Raw genomic sequence first — 17,711 nt, 5'->3', positions numbered from 1 at the left:
AACAGCCTGCTGCCGGTGCTGCGCCCGCTCATTCCGCCCAACAACACCATCAACGTGAACCCGGGCAACAACTCGCTCGTGATCACCGACTACGCGGACAACATGCGCCGGCTGGCGCGCATCATTGCGGCGCTCGACGTGCCCAATGCGTCGGACATCGAGGTGATTCCGCTCAAGCACTCGGTCGCCACCGACATGCTGCCCCTGATCTCCCGCCTCGTGGACGGCAGCGGCTCGGGCACGACACCGGGCGCAGCGGCGCCGGGCGCGGCCGACGCGTCGTTCCGCACCACCCTCCTGGCCGATCCGCGCAGCAACGCGCTCATCCTGCGCGCGGCCAATCCGGCGCGGGCCTCGCTGGTGCGCACGCTGGTGGAGAAGCTCGACCGCGCCCCGGTCGAGACCAGCAACGGCGCGGCGGGCAACATCTACGTGGTCTATCTGAAGAACGCCGACGCAGTCCGCCTGGCGGCCACGCTGCGCGCCGCCATGGCCGCGAACCAGTTGCCCGGCATCCCGGGCACGCCGGGCGCCGCGGGCGGCGTTGGCCAGGCGCAGCAGCAACAGTCCAACATCCCGCAGACCATGCAGCAGGCCAGCCTCGGCGGACAAAGCGGCTCGCCCGCCGCCAATGCGCCGCTGAACAATGCGAACCAGCCTTCGACCGGTGGCCAGATCCAGGCCGATCCGTCGACCAATTCGCTGATCATCACGGCGCCCGAGCCGCAGTACCGGCAAATGCGCGCGGTGATCGACAAGCTCGACGGCCGGCGCGCCCAGGTCATGATCGAGGCACTCATCGTCGAGGTCAGCGCCAAGAAGGCCGCCAACTTCGGCGTCCAGTGGCAGAGCGCGCTCGGCAACAACGCGGTCATCGGCACCAACTCGAGCCTGGCCAGCGCCAACATCCTCGCGCTGACGCAGGCCCTGGCCACGCGCGACGTGGCCAACGTGCGGCCRTCGACGGGCCTKAACCTGGGCATCGCGGGCAAGATCGGCGGGCAGTACATCCTGGGCGCCATCGCCAACTTCTTCAACAGCGACGGCGATGCCAACGTGCTCTCCACGCCCAACCTGCTGACGCTGGACAACGAAGAAGCCAAGATCGTCATCGGCCAGAACGTGCCCTTCGTCACCGGCCAGTACGCGAGCACYTCGGGCTCCGTGGGCATCAATCCGTTCACCACGGTGGAGCGCAAGGACGTGGGCCTCACGCTGCGCGTGCGCCCGACCATCAACGAGAACGGCACCGTGAAGATGACCATCTTCCAGGAGACCTCGACGGTCGACCAGAACACGGTCAACAACCCCAACGGCCCGACCACCAACAAGCGCTCGATCGAGTCCAGCGTGCTGGTGGAAGACGGCGGCCTGGTGATGCTCGGCGGCCTGCTCTCGGACGACTACAACAACACGATCGAGAAGGTGCCCCTGGCCGGCGACATTCCGGTGTTCGGCAACCTGTTCAAGAACGAAGTGCGCTCGCGCACCAAGAGCAACCTGATGATGTTCCTGCGCCCGGCCGTCATGCGCGACGGCGCCTCCACCGAAGCGTTTTCGTACGACCGCTACGACGAGATCCGCGGCATGCAGCAGCGCGCGCAGCCGAACACCGACAACATCATGCTGCGCGGCGTCGACTCCGCGCCCGTGCTGCCGGAAGCACCGCTCCTGTTCAAGAACGAAGTGCGCTCGCGCACCAAGAGCAACCTGATGATGTTCCTGCGCCCGGCCGTCATGCGCGACGGCGCCTCCACCGAAGCGTTTTCCTACGACCGCTACGACGAGATCCGCGGCATGCAGCAGCGCGCGCAGCCGAACACCGACAACATCATGCTGCGCGGCGTCGACTCCGCGCCCGTGCTGCCGGAAGCACCGCCGCCGCGTTCGGCCGACCGCACGAGCAGCAGCAGCGAGCGCATCCAGGGCACGCAGCTTATTCCGCCGCCGCGCCCGCCGGCCGACACGCGCACCCTGCGCCCGAGCCCGCTGCGCGGCGCCCTGCCGCCCACGGCCGACCCGACCACCTCGCGCGAACTGCCCTGAGGCCATCCCGCCGCTCCGACGAACACGCACCGCTCACTCCGCCCATGCGCCACCCCCTGCCTTACGCGTTCGCACGCAGCCAGCAACTGCTGCTCGAGGAAGCCGACGACGGCCGCTGCACGCTGTGGATGTCGAACCACCCTTCGCGCAGCGCGCTCAGCGAGGTCACGCGCAAATACGGCGTGCAGGCCTTCGAGGTGCTGGCCGACGGCCCGCTTGCGCAGCGCATCAGCGCGGCTTATGCGCAGGGCGAGTCGAGCGCTGCCGCGGTGGTGAGCGAGGTGCAGAGCGATGCCGACCTCTCGCGGATGATGCAGGAGCTGCCGGCCGTCGAAGACCTGCTGGAAAGTGCTGGCGACGCGCCCATCATCCGCATGCTCAACGCACTGCTCACGCAGGCCGCGCGCGACGGCGCGAGCGACATCCACATCGAGCCCTACGAGCGCACCTCGTCCGTGCGTTTTCGCATCGACGGCACGCTGCGCGAAGTGGTGCAACCCAACCGGGCCCTGCACGCCGCGCTGATCTCGCGCCTGAAGATCATGGCCGATCTCGACATCTCCGAGAAGCGGCTGCCGCAGGACGGGCGCATCAGCCTTCGCATCGGCACGCGCGCGGTCGACGTGCGCGTTTCCACGCTGCCAAGCGCCCACGGCGAGCGCGCGGTGCTGCGCCTTCTGGACAAGACCGAATCGAAGCTCACGCTCGAATCGGTCGGCATGCAGGGCGACACGCTCGAGCGCTTCGAGCGCCTCATTGCGCAGCCGCACGGCATCATCCTGGTGACCGGGCCCACTGGGTCGGGCAAGACCACCACGCTGTATGCCGCGCTGGCCCGGCTCGACGCGGGCCGCAGCAACATCATGACCGTGGAAGATCCCATCGAATACGAGCTGCCGGGCGTGGGCCAGACGCAGATCAATGCCAAGATCGAACTCACCTTCGCAAAGGCCTTGCGCGCCATCCTGCGGCAGGACCCGGACGTGATCATGATCGGCGAAATCCGCGACTTCGAAACCGCGCAAATCGCCATCCAGGCTTCGCTCACCGGCCACCTCGTGCTGGCAACGCTGCACACCAACGACTCGGTCAGTGCCGTCACGCGCCTGACCGATATGGGCGTGGAGCCTTTCCTGCTGAGCTCGTCATTGCTGGGCGTGCTCGCGCAGCGCCTGGTGCGCAAGGTCTGCACCAGCTGCGGCGGTGCCGGCTGCGAGGCCTGCGGCCAGACCGGCTACCAGGGCCGCACCGGCATCTTCGAACTGCTGGTGGCCAATGACGAAGTGCAGGCGCTCATCCATGGCAAGGCCGCCGAGAGCAAGCTCTTCGAAGCCGGCGCGCGCGGCGGACTGCGCTCGATGCGCGAAGACGGCGAACGGCTGGTGCAGGCCGGCATCACCTCGCGTGCCGAGCTGTTGCGGGTCACGCGCGAATAGTTTTCCCGCTCTGCCATGCCCGCCTATTCCTTCGAAGCCATCGATGCCAGCGGCCAGTCGCGCGAAGGCGTGCTGGAGGCCGACACCGCGCGCAGCGCACGCAGCCTGCTGCGCGCGCAGGCACTCATTCCGCTGTCCGTCACGCCGGTCGGCAGCAGCCATGTCAACGGCACCGGCAACGGCGGCCTGCGCCGGTGGCTCGGCGGCGGCGCCAGGATATTCAGTACCACCGGACTCGCGGTGTGGACGCGCCAGCTCGCCGGCCTCGTGTCCTCCGGCCTGCCGCTCGAACGCGCATTGACTGCGCTCACCGACGAGGCCGAGACCGAGCCGCAGCGCAACCTGGTCGCGTCGCTGCGTGCCGAAGTCAACGCGGGCTCGCCCTTTGCACGCGCGCTGGCGGCACATCCGCGCGAGTTCTCGCCCATTTACACCGCGGTGATCGGCGCGGGCGAGCAGAGCGGCAATCTCGGCCTCGTGCTCGACCGGCTCGCCGACGATCTCGAAGAGCGGCAGGCGCTGCAACAGAAGTTGATTGGCGCCGCGCTCTATCCGGCGATCGTTACGCTGGTGGCGATCGTGATCGTGATCTTCCTCGTGAGTTATGTGGTGCCGCAGGTGGCGCAGGTGTTCGCGGGCACCAAGCGGTCGCTGCCCTTTCTCACCACCGTGATGCTGTCGCTGAGCGCCGCGGTGCGCAACTACGGGTGGTGGATGCTGGGCGGCGCGGTGTTTGTCGCCATCGCCGTGCGGCTCGCGCTGGCGCAAGAGGCTTTCCGGCTGAAGTTCGATGCCGCCTGGCTCAAGCTGCCGCTGGTCGGCAAGCTCGCGCGCGGCTACAACGCGGCGCGTTTTGCCAGCACGCTGGCGATGCTCGCCACGGCCGGCGTGCCGATCCTGCGCGCGTTGCAGGCGGCCTCGGAAACGCTCGGCAACCGCGCCATGCGCGCGGATGCGCTCGATGCGCTGGTGCTGGTGCGCGAAGGCGCGCCGCTGGCCTCGGCGCTGGCGCAGAAAAAGCGCTTCCCGGGACTGGTGTCGATGTTCGCCCGCCTGGGCGAGCAGACGGGCACGCTACCGCTGATGCTCCAGCGCGCGGCCAACCAGCTTGGCGCCGAAGTGCAGCGCCGCGCGATGCACCTGGCGACCATTCTCGAGCCCTTGCTGATCGTGGCCATGGGCGGTGTGGTGATGCTCATCGTGCTGGCGGTGATGCTGCCTATCATCCAGCTGAACCAGTTCGTCAAGTAACGCCGCCAGGAAACACCGCACCCCATGCCCGTCACGCTCGAAGACAAACTCGTGGTCGCGATCTCCTCGCGCGCGCTGTTCAACCTCGAAGAAGAAAACAGGATCTTCGAGGCCGGCGACAACGAGGGCTACATGAAGCTGCAGCTCGACCGCATCGACGTGCCGGCCGCGCCGGGCATCGCGTACTCGCTGATCCGCAAGCTGCTGCGCTTCAACGACGACGGCGTGCAGCGCGTCGAGGTGGTGATCCTCTCGCGCAACGACCCGGTTTCGGGCATGCGCATCTTCCGCTCCAGCGCGGCCGCCGACATCAAGCTGCAGCGCGGCGTGTTCACGCAAGGCCGCCCACCCTTTGGCTACCTGCGCCCGCTGCGCGCGCACCTGTTCCTGTCGGTCAACGCAGAGGACGTGCGCGAGGCCCTTGTCGCGGGCTTTCCGGCCGCGCGTGTGCTGGTCGAATCGGTAAAAGCCAGCGATGCTTGGCCCAACGAAGTGCGCATTGCCTTCGACGGCGACGCGGTGCTGTTCTCCGACGAAGCCGAGCGCGTGTTCCAGGCGCAAGGCCTCGACGCCTTCCAGGCCCACGAACTCAGCAAGGCCGACCTGCCCTTGCCCGAAGGGCCTTTCAAACCTTTGCTGACCGCGCTGCATCGCCTGCAGATGGCCGGCAATGCGCAGATGCGCATCCGCACCGCGCTGGTCACTGCGCGCAGCGCGCCCGCGCACGAGCGCGCGATCCGCACGCTGATGAAGTGGAACATTCGCGTCGATGAAGCCATGTTCCTCGGCGGCCTGCCCAAGGGCGAGTTCCTGCGCGAATTCGAGCCCGATTTCTTCTTCGACGACCAGACCGGCCACGTCGACGCCGCGGCACGCCACGTGCCTGCCGGCCACGTTTCCAGCGGCATCAGCAACGAGCATTGAGCCTCGTCGAGGGCGGGCACCTTCGCAGTGCTTCCCTCCTGGCGCCTGCGGCGCCTTTGCCTTGTCATCGCTCGTTCATGGCGATGTAACGGGTTCTCCCTAGTCTTGTGACCGCCCGGTGCGCGGTGCCTTTGGTGGCGCCATTTTTTTGCCGCATCGAGTGCCGACACGCGACAACTCCTAGGAACCCACCATGCGACTTTCTTCCCTGCCCGTGCGGCTCGTGCCCGCATTGGTCCTGGCCTTCGCCCTCTCCGCCTGCGGTGGCGGCGACGGCGGCGGCTTCTCCGGTTTCCTGCCTGGCGTGGCGGCTCCGACGCCGACCACCCCCGCCGCACCGCCGACGGACACCAGCGTCAAGCCCGAGATGCGTTGCGCGCCCTGAACACCACGTAACGCCAGAACAACACCATGAACTCACGCCGCAAATTTCTCGCAGGCACGGCCACCACCGGTGCCGCCGCGCTCGCCATCGCCGCCTTTCCGCCAAGCATTCGCCGTGCGCTGGCCATTCCCGCCAACAACAAGACCGGCACCATCCAGGACGTCGAGCACATCGTCATCCTGATGCAGGAGAACCGGTCGTTCGACCACTACTTCGGCACGCTCATGGGCGTGCGCGGCTTTGGCGACCGCTTCACCATTCCGCTGCCCAAGGGCCGCAGCGTCTGGCAGCAGGCCGATGCCACGGGCAACCCGGTGCTGCCCTACCACCTGGACAGCCGCAAGGGCAACGCACAGCGCGTGAGCGGAACGCCGCACTCGTGGAGCGACGGCCAGAACGCCTGGGACGGAGGGCGCACCTACCAGTGGCCGCGCTACAAGACCAACGCGGCCATGGGCTACTACAAGGAGGCCGAACTGCCCTTCCAGTTCGCGCTTGCCAACGCGTTCACCTTGTGCGACGGCTATCACTGCAGCATGCACACCGGTACCAATTCGAACCGCATGTTCCTCTGGACCGGCACCAACGGTCCCACCGGCGCGAACGTAGCCTCGGTCAACAACGAGTGGGACTCGATCGACAGCTCGGCCAAGGGCTTCGAGTGGAAGACCTATCCGGAGCGGCTGCAGGAAGCCAAGGTGAGCTGGATCGTCTACCAGAACATGCCGGAGAACTTCGGCGACAACCCGCTGGCCGGCTTCAAGCAGTACCGGCTCGCCAACGAGGCCTCGGGCAAGCCCGTGAGCAACGACGTGGCCTCGCCGGCCTACGACCCGGCCAGCGACGACGCTGGCAATCCGCTTTACAAGGGCATTGCCAACACCATGCCCGATGGCGGTTTTCTCGGGCAGTTCCGCCAGGACATCAAGAACGGCAAGCTGCCGCAGGTCTCGTGGATCATCGCGCCGGCCACCTACTCCGAGCACCCCGGCCCGTCGAGCCCGGTGCAGGGAGCCTGGTACATCCAGGAAACGCTGGACGCGCTCACCTCCGTGCCCGACGTATGGAGCAAGACCGTGCTCTTCATCGACTTCGACGAGAACGACGGCTACTTCGATCACTACCCTTCGCCCGCGGCGCCTTCGCTCAATGCCGACGGTACGGCCGCCGGCAAGACCACGCTGCCCGAATCGGACGTCGCCTTCGAGCGCTTCAACCATCCGAACCCGCCCGGCACCACCGACCAGCCCGCACCCGACGGCCGCGTCTATGGCCCGGGCGTGCGTGTGCCAATGTACGTCGTGTCGCCCTGGAGCCGCGGCGGCTGGGTCAACTCACAAGCCTTTGACCACACCTCGGTGATCCGTTTCGTCGAAGCGCGCTTCGGCGTGAGGGAGCCCAACATCGGCGCCTTCCGCCGCGCGGTGTGCGGCGACCTCACGAGCGCCTTCAACTTTGCCAACCCCAACAGCGAGGCACTGCCCACGCTGGCGGGCCGCAAGAGCAAGGCCGAAGCCGACCAGCTGCGTGCGGACCAGGAGGCACTGGCGCAGGTTGCGCTGCCGCTCGATCCGCAACTGCCGCGCCAGGCCACAGGCACGCGCCCTTCGCGCGCACTGCCCTACGAGCTGCACACCAGCGCCCGCGCCGATGGCGTCGGCGGCAAGGTGCAGCTGCTGTTCGCGAACACCGGCAAGGCGGCGGCGGTGTTCCACGTGTACGACAGGCTCAACCTCGACCGGCTGCCGCGCCGCTACATGGTCGAGCCCGGCAAGACGCTCGACGACGCATGGAACGCGACCACGGACAACAGCGGCTTCTACGACCTGTGGGTGCTCGGGCCCAACGGCTTTCACCGCCACTTCAAGGGCGACCTCAACCGGCTGCGCGCCGGGGATGCCGCCGCGCCCGAGGTGCGCGTGTGCTACGACATCGCCAACGGCAACGTGTACCTGGAGATGCTCAACGGCGGCAAGAACACCTGCAAGTTCACCGTGCGCGCCAAGGCCTACCGAAGCGACGGCCCGTGGACGGCAACCGTGAAGGGCGGCGCCAAGGCCGAGCTGCACTGGGATCTGGCCTCGAGCGGCGCGTGGTACGACTTCGAAGTGGCCTGCGATGCCGACGCGGCCTACGTGCGCCGATTTGCGGGCCGCGTCGAAACCGGCAGGCATACGGTGAGCGATCCGGCGATGGGCCTGGCCGATCTCTGACGGCGCTACGTCGCGGCGGTGCGAAGCTGAAGATGGCGGACCCTGAACAGCAGCATCGCCGCGATGCTCACGTTCAGCAAGTTCCATCCGATGCCGTTCAAGAACGCCGCGTGGTAGCTGCCGGTCAGGTCGAACACCTTGCCCGACATCCAGCCACCCAGCGCCATGCCGAAGAGCGTGAACATCAGCACCGTGCCCACACGCGCGCCCGCCTCGGCGGGCGGAAAGTGCTCGCGCACGATGATCGCGTAAGAGGGCACGATACCGCCCTGGAACAGCCCGAACAGCGCCGAGATCACGTACAGCGGCACCAAACCATCGAAGGGCAGGAACAGCAGCAGCGCCACGCACTGCAGCACGCCGCCCAGGAGCAGCGTGCGCAGGCCGCCGATGCGGTCGCAGATGGCGCCCGACACCAGTCGGCTCACCACGCCAAAAGCCAGCATCAGCGACAGCATCTGCGCGCCACGCGCGGCCCCATAACCCAGGTCGCTGCAATAGGCCACGATGTGCACCTGCGGCATCGACATGGCCACGCAGCAGGCAACGCCGGCCACGCACAGCAGGCCTTGCGCAGTGCCCATGCTGAGGCCGAACGGCCGCGTCATGTCGCGCTGGCGCACCGCTCCCATGGCAGGCGCCAAACCGGCAGGCTCGACAGCGATGCCCGGCGGGCGGGCTCGCATGAAGAGCGCAAGCGCCGCCATCGCCAAGCCGCAGAACACACCCATGCCGATGTAGGTCTGCCGCCAGCCCACCGTCTCGATGAAATGCTGCGCGATCGGCGGCCAGACCGCACCGGCCACATAGTTGCCGCTCGCACACACCGCGACCGCAATGCCGCGCCGCTTCACGAACCAGAGCGAGGTGTCGGCCACCAGCGGCGCAAAGGCCGCGGCACTGCCAAGCAGGCCGACCAGCACCGCCTGCGCCACAGTGAAGGCCACGATGCCGTCGGCCATGCCGCAGGCGACGTATCCAAGGCCCAGGCTGACGGCACCGCCCAGCAGGGGCCACATCACGCCGAAGCGATCAGCAAGGCGCCCCATCAGCACGCCGCCGATGCCAAAGCCCAGCATCAGCAGCGTGTAGGGCAGCGAGGCATCGGCGCGAGCGACGCCGAACTCTGCCTGCACCGCGGGCAGCATCACCGAGACGACGTACATGCCGCTGCTGCCCACGGTCATGATGAGCAGGGTCAGGCCCAGCCGAAACATGGCGTAGCGTGAATCGGGCTGGTGATCGGTGCGAGGCGATGCCTTCATTGGTGATTTGCGTGCAATGCACGCAAGGAGTGTCTCCGCATCGAGGATAACTCCGTCACCCGGGACGCAGCGCCCCGCCGCGTCGCATGGGACGCGGAGGCCTGCCAGACGCGCAAAGCGTCAAAGCGACTGCAACGCGTGAACCGCCGAAGCCTTCGGCAGCGGGCCGCCGGGCTTTGGCTTTTCGTTGCAGCCGGCGGCCAGGAGGCCGAGGCAGAACAGAAGAACAAGGGTTGCGCTTCTCATGGAGCGCAGGCTACGCCCGGGCGGGCGCAGGTCAAGTCGGACGCGGCGCCATTCTGGCTGGAGATTGCGAAAACCCCGGGCCCACGAGTAATGCACCGCGGTTGCCGTTTCAGCGCCGCTTAAGGTTGGCTCGCTCCGAGCGGGCTACGATGCACGCGATGCGCCGTCCGGCGCGCTTCGCCCCACTTCATCGCCATGGCCAACGACTCCCGCATTGCCCAGACTTTCTCGACCCTGCGGCGCATCTTTGCGCTCGCGGCCCCCTACTTCCGCTCCGAAGAAAAATGGCGCGCGCGAACCATGCTGGTGGGGATCGTTGCGCTGAATCTCGCCTACGTCTATGCGCTGGTGCTCTTCAACCAGTGGTACGGCCGCTTCTACGATGCACTGCAAAACAAGGATGCAGGAATCTTCTGGCGCGAGGTCGGCGTGTTCGGGTGGCTGGCATTCGCCAACATCGCGATCCAGGTGCTCAAGTTCTATGTCACGCAGCTGCTGCAGCTGCGCTGGCGTGCCTGGATCACGCGCAGCTATCTGTCGCGCTGGATGGCCGATCGCACCTTCTATCACCTCGAGCTGGCGCGCTACGCGCAGGACGAAGGCCGCACGCCGGACAACCCCGACCAGCGCATCCAGGAAGACATGCAGATGTTCACCGATGCAACGATGACCCTGTCGATGGGCCTGCTGAACGCCGTCGTCACGCTGGTGAGCTTCGTGGGAATTCTCTGGGGTCTCTCGGGCATCGTCGATTTCACGCTCGGCGGAACCACCTATCAAATGGCAGGCGCGATGGTCTGGCTGGCGGTGGTGTACTGCGTGGTCGGCACCGTCATCACGCACTACATCGGCCGGCCGCTGATCGGACTCAACTTTCGCCAGCAGCGCTTCGAGGCCGATTTCCGCCATCACCTGGTGCGCGTGCGCGAGTACAGCGAAGCCATTGCGCTCGATCATGGCGAAAAGGTCGAGCGCGGCCAGCTCGACCTTCGCTTTGGCGCAGTGCTGCGCAACTACCTGCAGCTCATCAAGCAGCAGAAGAACCTGGTGACCTTCACCGCCTTTTTCGGCCAGGCCGCCGTGATCTTTCCGTTCATCGTCGCCGCGCCGCGCTTTTTCAGCGGCGCAATCCAGCTCGGCCAACTGATGCAGATCTCATCGGCCTTCGGCAAGGTGCAGGATTCGCTCAGCTGGTTCGTCGACAACTACGACCGCGTGGCCGTCTGGCGCGCCACCACCGACCGGCTCACCAGCTTCGACGACGCGATGCGCGCCCATGCGGCCCGAGCCCAGCAACTGGATCGCGATGGCGCTGCGCCAGCGCTGCAGACCGGCGACCTCGCCGTGGCATTGCCTAACGGCACACCGCTTCTGGCGGGCGCGGCGCTGGCGGTGAAGCCGGGCGACAGCGTGCTGCTGCAAGGGCCTTCGGGCAGCGGCAAGTCGACGCTGTTCCGCACCTTCGCCGGCATCTGGCCGTTTGCGCGCGGCCATGTGAAGGTGCCGGACGGCGCGGTGTTCATGCCGCAGCGGCCCTATGTGCCGGACGGCACCTTGCGCAATGCGCTGGCCTACCCCAATCCGGTCGAGAACTACAGCGATGCCGAGCTGCGCCAGGCCCTCGTGGACGCGATGCTGCCTGACCTGGTGAATCGGCTCGACGACAGCGACGTGTGGAGCCAGAAACTCTCGGGCGGCGAGCAGCAGCGCCTGTCGATCGCGCGCGTGCTGCTGAAGAAGCCGTCATGGCTCTTTGCCGACGAGATCACCAGCGCGCTCGATGCCGAGGCCGAGGGCGTGCTCTACAAGCGGCTTTCCGACCGGGTGAAGGCCGCGGGCGGCGCCATGGTGTCGATTGCACACCGCGCGGCGGTGGGCGACTTCCACAACCAGCGCTGGACTCTGGTCCCCCAGCCGGACGGCGCACCGGCCGGCGGTGCACGCTACCGGCTCGAAACCTCAGCCTCTCCGGCCGCCTAGGCGCGGGACGCGTAGCGCTCCCAGCCCTTCTTGCGCAGGTCGCAGGCAGGGCATTCGCCGCAGCCGTAGCCCCAGGCTTGGCGATGCTCGCGGTCGCCGAGGTAGCAGGTGTGGGTTTCCTCGATGATGAGGTCCACCAGCGGCTGGCCACCCAGTCGGTGCGCCATCTGCCAGGTCTCGGCTTTGTCGATCCACATCAGAGGCGTCTCGATCACGAGACGGCGCTCCAGCCCCAGCGACAGCGCGAGTTGCATCGCCTTCATGGTGTCGTCTCGGCAATCTGGATAGCCCGAGAAGTCGGTCTCGCAGACGCCAGTGACGATCACCTGCAGGCCGCGACGGTAGGCCAGCGCACCGGCCAGCGTGAGAAACAGCAGGTTGCGTCCGGGCACGAAGGTATTGGGCAGGCCGTCGGCTTGCATTTCGAACGCCACCTCTTCCGTCAGCGAGGAGCCGCCGAGCTGCGCCAGCGCCGCCAGCGTGAGCACGTGGTCTTCGCCCAGGCGCGGCGCCCAGTCGGGAAAGCGCTCGCGCATTTTCGAGAGGATGGTGCCGCGCACGTCGAGTTCGACACGGTGTCGCTGGCCGTAATCGAAACCCAGCGTCTCGACGCGCTGGTACTTGGAAAGCGCATCGGCGAGGCAGGTGGTCGAGTCCTGGCCACCGGAAAACAGGACGAGGGCGGTGGTGTGCAGGGGCATTTCGCTTCAACGGAGGGCCGTTGCCGGTTCAAAAGCTGCGATTTTCGCAGCCTGCGCGGTACGGCGTCCGCCTTCGCCTGCTCGCCCAGCCCGGCTGTTTGCTAGAGAAAGCGCTCGAGCAGCTTGCGCGAGGCGCGATCGAGCACCTTCACATCCGGAATGCGGAACTGCACGCCATGCGCGCTGGCGATCAGCAACGCGCCTCCTTCGAGCCGGCGGATGTCTTCCTCAGCCTTGAGCACGAAGCTGGTGTCGCCGCGGTCGGTGCTCACCGTCCAGGTGCTGGGCACGCCGAAGCTCGAGACGGCGTGCAGCTTCAGCAGCGTGGGCGCGAAATCGCGCACCGCCAGTTCTTCCTCGATCAAAGTGCGGGTCTGCGGCGGGAGCGCTTCGACGCGGTCGATCCAGATCAGTTCGCGGCCCTCGCTGCCGACCAGCGACACGCCTTCGCCGGGCGCGCTGAGCGGAAAGGCCCGCACCGGCGTCACGCCGGCGTGGCGCTCGCCTTCCGCATCGGTCAGCACCAGGCGGCCGAAGCTGTCGCGTTCCAGACCGAAAGCGGGAATGGGGGTGTTGTCGTCGTTGCTCATCACACGTCTCCCGCCGGGTGGGCCGCATGGCTGACCAGCGGCAACTGGGCGCCGGCGCGTTCGTCGATCGCACCTTCGCTCGCTTCTTCGTCGGCCTGGCGCAATTGCGCCTGGTAGAGCCGCCAATAAGCTCCCTGCTTCGCCATCAGCGTGTCGTGCGGACCCACCTCGACCACCTCGCCCCGGTCCATCACCACCAGCCGATCGGCCTTGCGCAGCGTCGACAAGCGGTGCGCAATGGCGATGGTGGTGCGGCCCTGCACGAGGTTGTCGAGCGCCTTCTGGATCTCTTTCTCCGTCTCGGTGTCCACGGCCGACGTCGCTTCGTCGAGGATCAATATACGCGGGTCGATCAAAAGGGCGCGCGCAATGCTGATGCGCTGGCGCTCGCCGCCCGAAAGCCCCTGGCCGCGCTCGCCCACGAGCGAGTCGTAGCCGTGCGGCAGACGCAGGATGAAGTCATGCGCATGCGCGGCGCGCGCGGCCGCCACCACTTCCTGGCGCGTGGCGTCGGGCTTGCCGTAGGCGATGTTCTGCGCAATGGTGCCGAAGAAGAGAAACGGCTCCTGCAACACCAGCCCGACGTGGCGCCGGTAGTCGGCCACGGCAAAGCGGCGGATGTCGGTGCCGTCGACCTTGATGGCGCCATCGGTCACGTCGTAGAAGCGGCAGATCAGGTTGACCAGCGTGCTCTTGCCCGAGCCGCTGTGGCCCACCAGGCCGATCATCTCGCCGGGCTCGATGGTCAGGTCGAGGTCGCGGATCACGGCGCGCGACCCGTATCGGAAGCCCAGGCCGCTCATTTCGATGCGCCCCTGCACGCGCTCGATCTTCACCGGGTTGGCCGGCTCAGGCACGTTGCTCACGTGGTCGAGGATGTCGAAGATGCGCTTGGCGCCGGCCGCCGCTTTCTGCGTGACCGACACGATGCGGCTCATGGAATCGAGCCGCGTGTAGAAGCGGCCGATGTACGCGATGAACGCGGTGAGCACACCCACGGTGATGCTGCCGCGCGCCACTTGCCAGATGCCGAAGCCCCAGACCACGAGCAGGCCGATTTCGGTCAGCAGCGAAACGGTGGGCGTGAACAGCGACCAGGTGCGGTTGAGCTTGTCGTTCACCTGCAGGTTGTAGGCGTTGGCCACGCGAAAGCGCTCGGCCTCGCGGCGCTCCTGCGCAAAGGCTTTCACCACGCGGATGCCGGGAATGGTGTCGGCAAGCACGTTGGTCACCTCTGACCACACACGGTCGATCTTCTCGAAGCCGGTGCGCAGGCGGTCGCGCACCACGTGGATCATCCAGGCAATGAAGGGCAGCGGCACCAGCGTGACCACCGCGAGCAGTGGGTTGATAGAGACCAGGATGACCGCGGTCATCACGATCATCAGCACGTCGTTCGCAAAATCGAGTGCGTGCAGCGACAGAAAGACGTTGATTCGGTCGGTTTCGGAGCCGATGCGCGCCATCAGGTCGCCCGTGCGCTTGCCGCCGAAATAGTCGAGCGGCAGCGTCAGCAGGTGTTCGTAGGTAGTGGTGCGAAGGTCGGCGCCGATGCGCTCCGACACCAGCGCCAGCAGATAGGTGCGCGCCCAGCCCAGGCCCCAGCCGACCAGCGCCGCGCCGAGCAGCCCGCTCAGATAGAGGCCCACCCGCGCCGGATCGATCTTCTGCCCGTTCTGGAACGGAATCAGGATGTCGTCCATCAGCGGGATGGTCAGGTAGGGCGGCACCAGCGTTGCGGCGGTGGAAATCAGCGTCAGCAGAAAACCCGTGATCAGCTGCTTGCGATAAGGCTTGGCAAAGCGCCCCAGCCGCAGCAGCACCCAGGTCGAGGGAGGTTTTTGCAGCTCGGCGTCAGCGCCGGCCATCTCGTCGCCGTCGGGCTCAGCTGTCACCTCGGCGACAGTGCCGTTTTCGCGCTGGCCAAAAAGCTTGAGCAGGCGCAGCGCGGCCGGCTGGTTGGCGAGCGTGTACCGCCAGCGCGCCAGAAGCCCGTTGGCACCCACCAATTCGAGCGTTCCGACGCCCGAATGGTCGCTCAAATGCACATCGAGGGTGGAATCTGATAGTGTCCACTCACACCACTGGCCGCCCGGTTGCAGCGCGAGCAGGCGCCGATCCGTGAGGGCCACGAGCCCAAAGGTAAACAGAAGTTCATCGTCGAGGTCAACCGGTAATGTGACCAGAACGTTTTCCGCGGCTGCGAGCCGGCTTTTCAGCGCGTCTGAGGCCGCCTCGGTTTCGCCCTCCCGGGCGCCGACTGGATCGTGATGTTGCATTGTGTTTCTTTGACTCTTGCCCGTCGCGGGCCGCATGGACCGCTTCATGGTGTCCTTAGTCGGGCGCCGATTCTGACTGATCATCATGGGCGCGCTTGAAGGCGCCGTGGTGCTCGGCCAAAGCACATCGAACGTTTGCATGACCCGTTTCGACGACATTCGCCTGCTGCGCATCAATTATTTGCGCGGTCCCAACCTCTGGACCTACCGGCCCGTGCTGGAAGTCTGGCTCGACCTGGGCCAGCTGGAGGACTACCCGTCCAACAAGATCGACGGCTTCACGGACCGCCTCACGGCCTTGTTGCCGGCGCTGATCGAGCACCACTGCGGCGTGGGCGAGCGCGGCGGCTTCATCGAGCGGCTGACCGAAGGCACCTGGTCGGGCCACGTGCTCGAGCACGTGGTGATCGAACTGTTGAACCTTGCCGGCATGCCGACCGGCTTCGGCCAGACCCGCAGCACGTCGGAGCACGGCGTCTACCGCATGGTGTTCCGGGCGCGCGACGAGCAGGTGGCCCGGGTGGCGCTGGCCGAAGGCCACCGCCTGCTGATGGCCGCCATCAACAACGACCCCTTCAGCGCCAATGACGTGCAAAAAGCCGTCGATTCGGTCAAGGCCAAGGTCGAAGACTGCTACCTCGGCCCGAGCACCGCGGCCATTGTGGCCGCCGCCACCGACCGCGGCATTCCGCACATGCGGCTCAACCAAGGCAACCTGGTGCAGCTGGGCTATGGCGCCAACCAGCAGCGCATCTGGACCGCCGAGACCGACTACACCAGCGCCATCGGCGAATCGATTGCCAGCGACAAGGAACTGACCAAGTCGCTGCTCGCGAGCTGCGGCGTGCCGGTGCCCGAGGGCCAGGTGGTGGCCAACGCCGAAGAAGCCTGGGAAGCCGCCGAAGACATCGGCCTGCCGGTGGCCGTGAAGCCGTCGGACGCCAACCATGGCCGCGGCGTGTCGCTCGAGCTCACCACGCGCGAAGAAGTCATGGCCGCTTTTGCGGTCGCCGAGCCCGAAGGCAGCGACGTGATGGTCGAACGCTTCATTCGCGGCCACGAACACCGCCTGCTGGTGGTGGGCGGCGAGGTGGTGGCCGCTGCGCGCGGCGAGATCATCACCGTCACGGGCGATGGCAAGAGCACCGTCGCCGGGCTGATCGAAAAGCAGCTGAACAGCGATCCGCGCCGCGGCGCCGAAGAGGAGTACCCGCTCGACCTGATCGTGCTGGACACCGACGCCAAGCTGCAGCTCGAACTCAAGCGCCAGGAACTCGACGGCGCTTCCGTGCCGGCCGCCGGCCGCGTGGTCACGATCCAGCGCAACGGCAACATGGCCAACGACTGCACCGACCTGGTCCACCCCGAAGTCGCGCATGCCGCCGTGCTGGCCGCGCGCGTGGTGGGCCTCGACATCGCAGGCATCGACCTCGTGGCGCAGGACATCAGCAAGCCGCTCGGTCCGCAGCGCGGCGCCATCGTCGAAGTGAACGCAGGCCCTGGTCTCCTGATGCACCTGAAGCCGGCCGTCGGCTCGCCGCGCCCGGTGGGCCGCGCGATCTGCGACCACCTGTTTCCCAATGACGCGCCGGGCCGCATTCCGGTGGTCGGCGTGGCCGGATCGCAAGATACCGCCGTGCTCGCGCGCCTGGTCGCCTGGCTCATCAACCTGGGCGGGCGCCACACGGGCCTGGCCTGCCGCGACGGCCTGTTCCTGGAGCGCCGCCGCGTCGATGCGCGCAACAGCGCCAACTGGGACGCCGGCCACCGCCTGCTCGTGAACCGTGCCGTGCAGGCTGTGGTGATCGAGAACGGCGCCGAGACCATCCTGCGCGACGGCCTCGCCTACGACCGCTGCGAAGTCGGCATCGTGACCGACCTCGAAGGCGCAGAAGCGCTGGCCGACTACGACATCACCGAGAGCGACCAGTTGGTGAAGGTGCTGCGCACTCAGGTCGACGTGGTGCTCGGCGAAGGCACGGCCGTGCTGAATGCGGGCGATCCGCGCGTGGCCGGCCTGGCGCCGCTGTGCGACGGCGCCGTCATTCTTTACGCCGCCGATCCGCAAGCCGCCGCGCTCACCGCGCACCAGGCCGCCGGCGGCAAGGCCGTGCTGGTGCGGCAAGACCGCGTGGTGCTGGCCAACGGCAGCAGCGAATCCTTTTTGCCGGGTCTCGGCCGCCTGACCATTTGGCGCGCCACCCACGCGGGCGTCAGCCTCGAGAGCCTGCTGGCCGCCGTGGCCGCGGCCTGGGCGCTCGGCATTCCGCTGAACCTCATCGGTGCGGGTGTCGAGGCTTTCGAAGCCGACCTGCAGGCGGCGCTGGCTTCGCTGCAGCTCTCGCAGACGCAGCCGCTTTCGTCCCAACCACAATTTGCCTGATGCGCGCCGCCC

At 67.2% G+C, this 17,711-nt stretch carries 12 protein-coding genes; 8 read left to right on the top strand and 4 right to left on the bottom strand.

Annotated elements, in window-relative coordinates; genetic code table 11:
- From gspD to ASC78_RS13655, 6 genes are all read left to right on the top strand, one after another.
- On the top strand, positions 1-2,046 hold a 2,046-nt coding region (gene gspD, locus ASC78_RS13680), incomplete at its 5' end, for a type II secretion system secretin GspD (protein WP_055802012.1).
- A gap of 44 nt (positions 2,047-2,090) precedes the next feature.
- Positions 2,091-3,482, top strand: a complete 1,392-nt coding sequence (locus ASC78_RS13675) for a GspE/PulE family protein (protein WP_055802006.1) — start codon at positions 2,091-2,093, stop codon at positions 3,480-3,482.
- 15 nt (positions 3,483-3,497) lie between these two features.
- The gene (gene gspF / locus ASC78_RS13670) at positions 3,498-4,733 is read left to right on the top strand and encodes a type II secretion system inner membrane protein GspF (protein ID WP_055802002.1); all 1,236 of its coding nucleotides are present in this window, start codon (positions 3,498-3,500) and stop codon (positions 4,731-4,733) included.
- 24 nt (positions 4,734-4,757) lie between these two features.
- Positions 4,758-5,657 (top strand): 5'-nucleotidase, encoded by a 900-nt coding sequence (locus ASC78_RS13665; protein WP_055802001.1) that lies wholly within the window; start codon positions 4,758-4,760, stop codon positions 5,655-5,657.
- Between the two features lie 193 nt (positions 5,658-5,850).
- The gene (locus tag ASC78_RS13660; RefSeq protein ID WP_055801998.1) at positions 5,851-6,042 is read left to right on the top strand and encodes a hypothetical protein; all 192 of its coding nucleotides are present in this window, start codon (positions 5,851-5,853) and stop codon (positions 6,040-6,042) included.
- Between the two features lie 26 nt (positions 6,043-6,068).
- Entirely contained in the window at positions 6,069-8,255 is a 2,187-nt protein-coding gene (locus tag ASC78_RS13655) for a phosphocholine-specific phospholipase C (protein ID WP_055801995.1), read from the top strand.
- Between the two features lie 5 nt (positions 8,256-8,260).
- On the opposite strand, the gene ASC78_RS13650 is transcribed toward ASC78_RS13655, so the two are convergent.
- Positions 8,261-9,520, bottom strand: a complete 1,260-nt coding sequence (locus tag ASC78_RS13650; protein WP_055801994.1) for an MFS transporter — start codon at positions 9,518-9,520, stop codon at positions 8,261-8,263.
- A 441-nt stretch (positions 9,521-9,961) separates the two neighbouring features.
- Here ASC78_RS13650 and ASC78_RS13645 point away from each other — a divergent pair, with 441 nt between their 5' ends.
- Positions 9,962-11,746: an ABC transporter ATP-binding protein/permease gene (locus ASC78_RS13645; RefSeq protein WP_157634444.1), complete on the top strand. Its 1,785-nt coding sequence runs from the start codon at positions 9,962-9,964 to the stop codon at positions 11,744-11,746.
- On the opposite strand, the gene queC is transcribed toward ASC78_RS13645, so the two are convergent.
- The 3 genes from queC to ASC78_RS13630 all read right to left on the bottom strand — a co-directional run bounded on the left by queC (position 11,743) and on the right by ASC78_RS13630 (position 15,316).
- Positions 11,743-12,447 (bottom strand): 7-cyano-7-deazaguanine synthase QueC, encoded by a 705-nt coding sequence (gene queC / locus ASC78_RS13640; RefSeq protein WP_055801988.1) that lies wholly within the window; start codon positions 12,445-12,447, stop codon positions 11,743-11,745. The genes ASC78_RS13645 and queC overlap by 4 nt on opposite strands.
- A gap of 101 nt (positions 12,448-12,548) precedes the next feature.
- Positions 12,549-13,037, bottom strand: coding sequence for a cyanophycin metabolism-associated DUF1854 family protein (locus ASC78_RS13635; protein ID WP_055801986.1), 489 nt, complete (start codon positions 13,035-13,037; stop codon positions 12,549-12,551).
- Entirely contained in the window at positions 13,037-15,316 is a 2,280-nt protein-coding gene (locus tag ASC78_RS13630; RefSeq protein WP_055801984.1) for a cyanophycin metabolism-associated ABC transporter, read from the bottom strand. The genes ASC78_RS13635 and ASC78_RS13630 overlap by 1 nt, the downstream gene beginning before the upstream one ends.
- 139 nt (positions 15,317-15,455) lie before the next feature.
- Here ASC78_RS13630 and ASC78_RS13625 point away from each other — a divergent pair, with 139 nt between their 5' ends.
- A complete protein-coding gene (locus tag ASC78_RS13625) occupies positions 15,456-17,699 on the top strand; it encodes a cyanophycin synthetase (RefSeq protein ID WP_235505083.1) in 2,244 nt (747 codons plus the stop codon).
- The last annotated feature ends 12 nt before the right edge of the window (positions 17,700-17,711 follow it).

It is taken from the genome of Variovorax sp. Root318D1 (assembly GCF_001424835.1).
GTDB lineage: Bacteria > Pseudomonadota > Gammaproteobacteria > Burkholderiales > Burkholderiaceae_C > Variovorax.
This window is presented reverse-complemented; position numbering and strand designations above follow the sequence as displayed.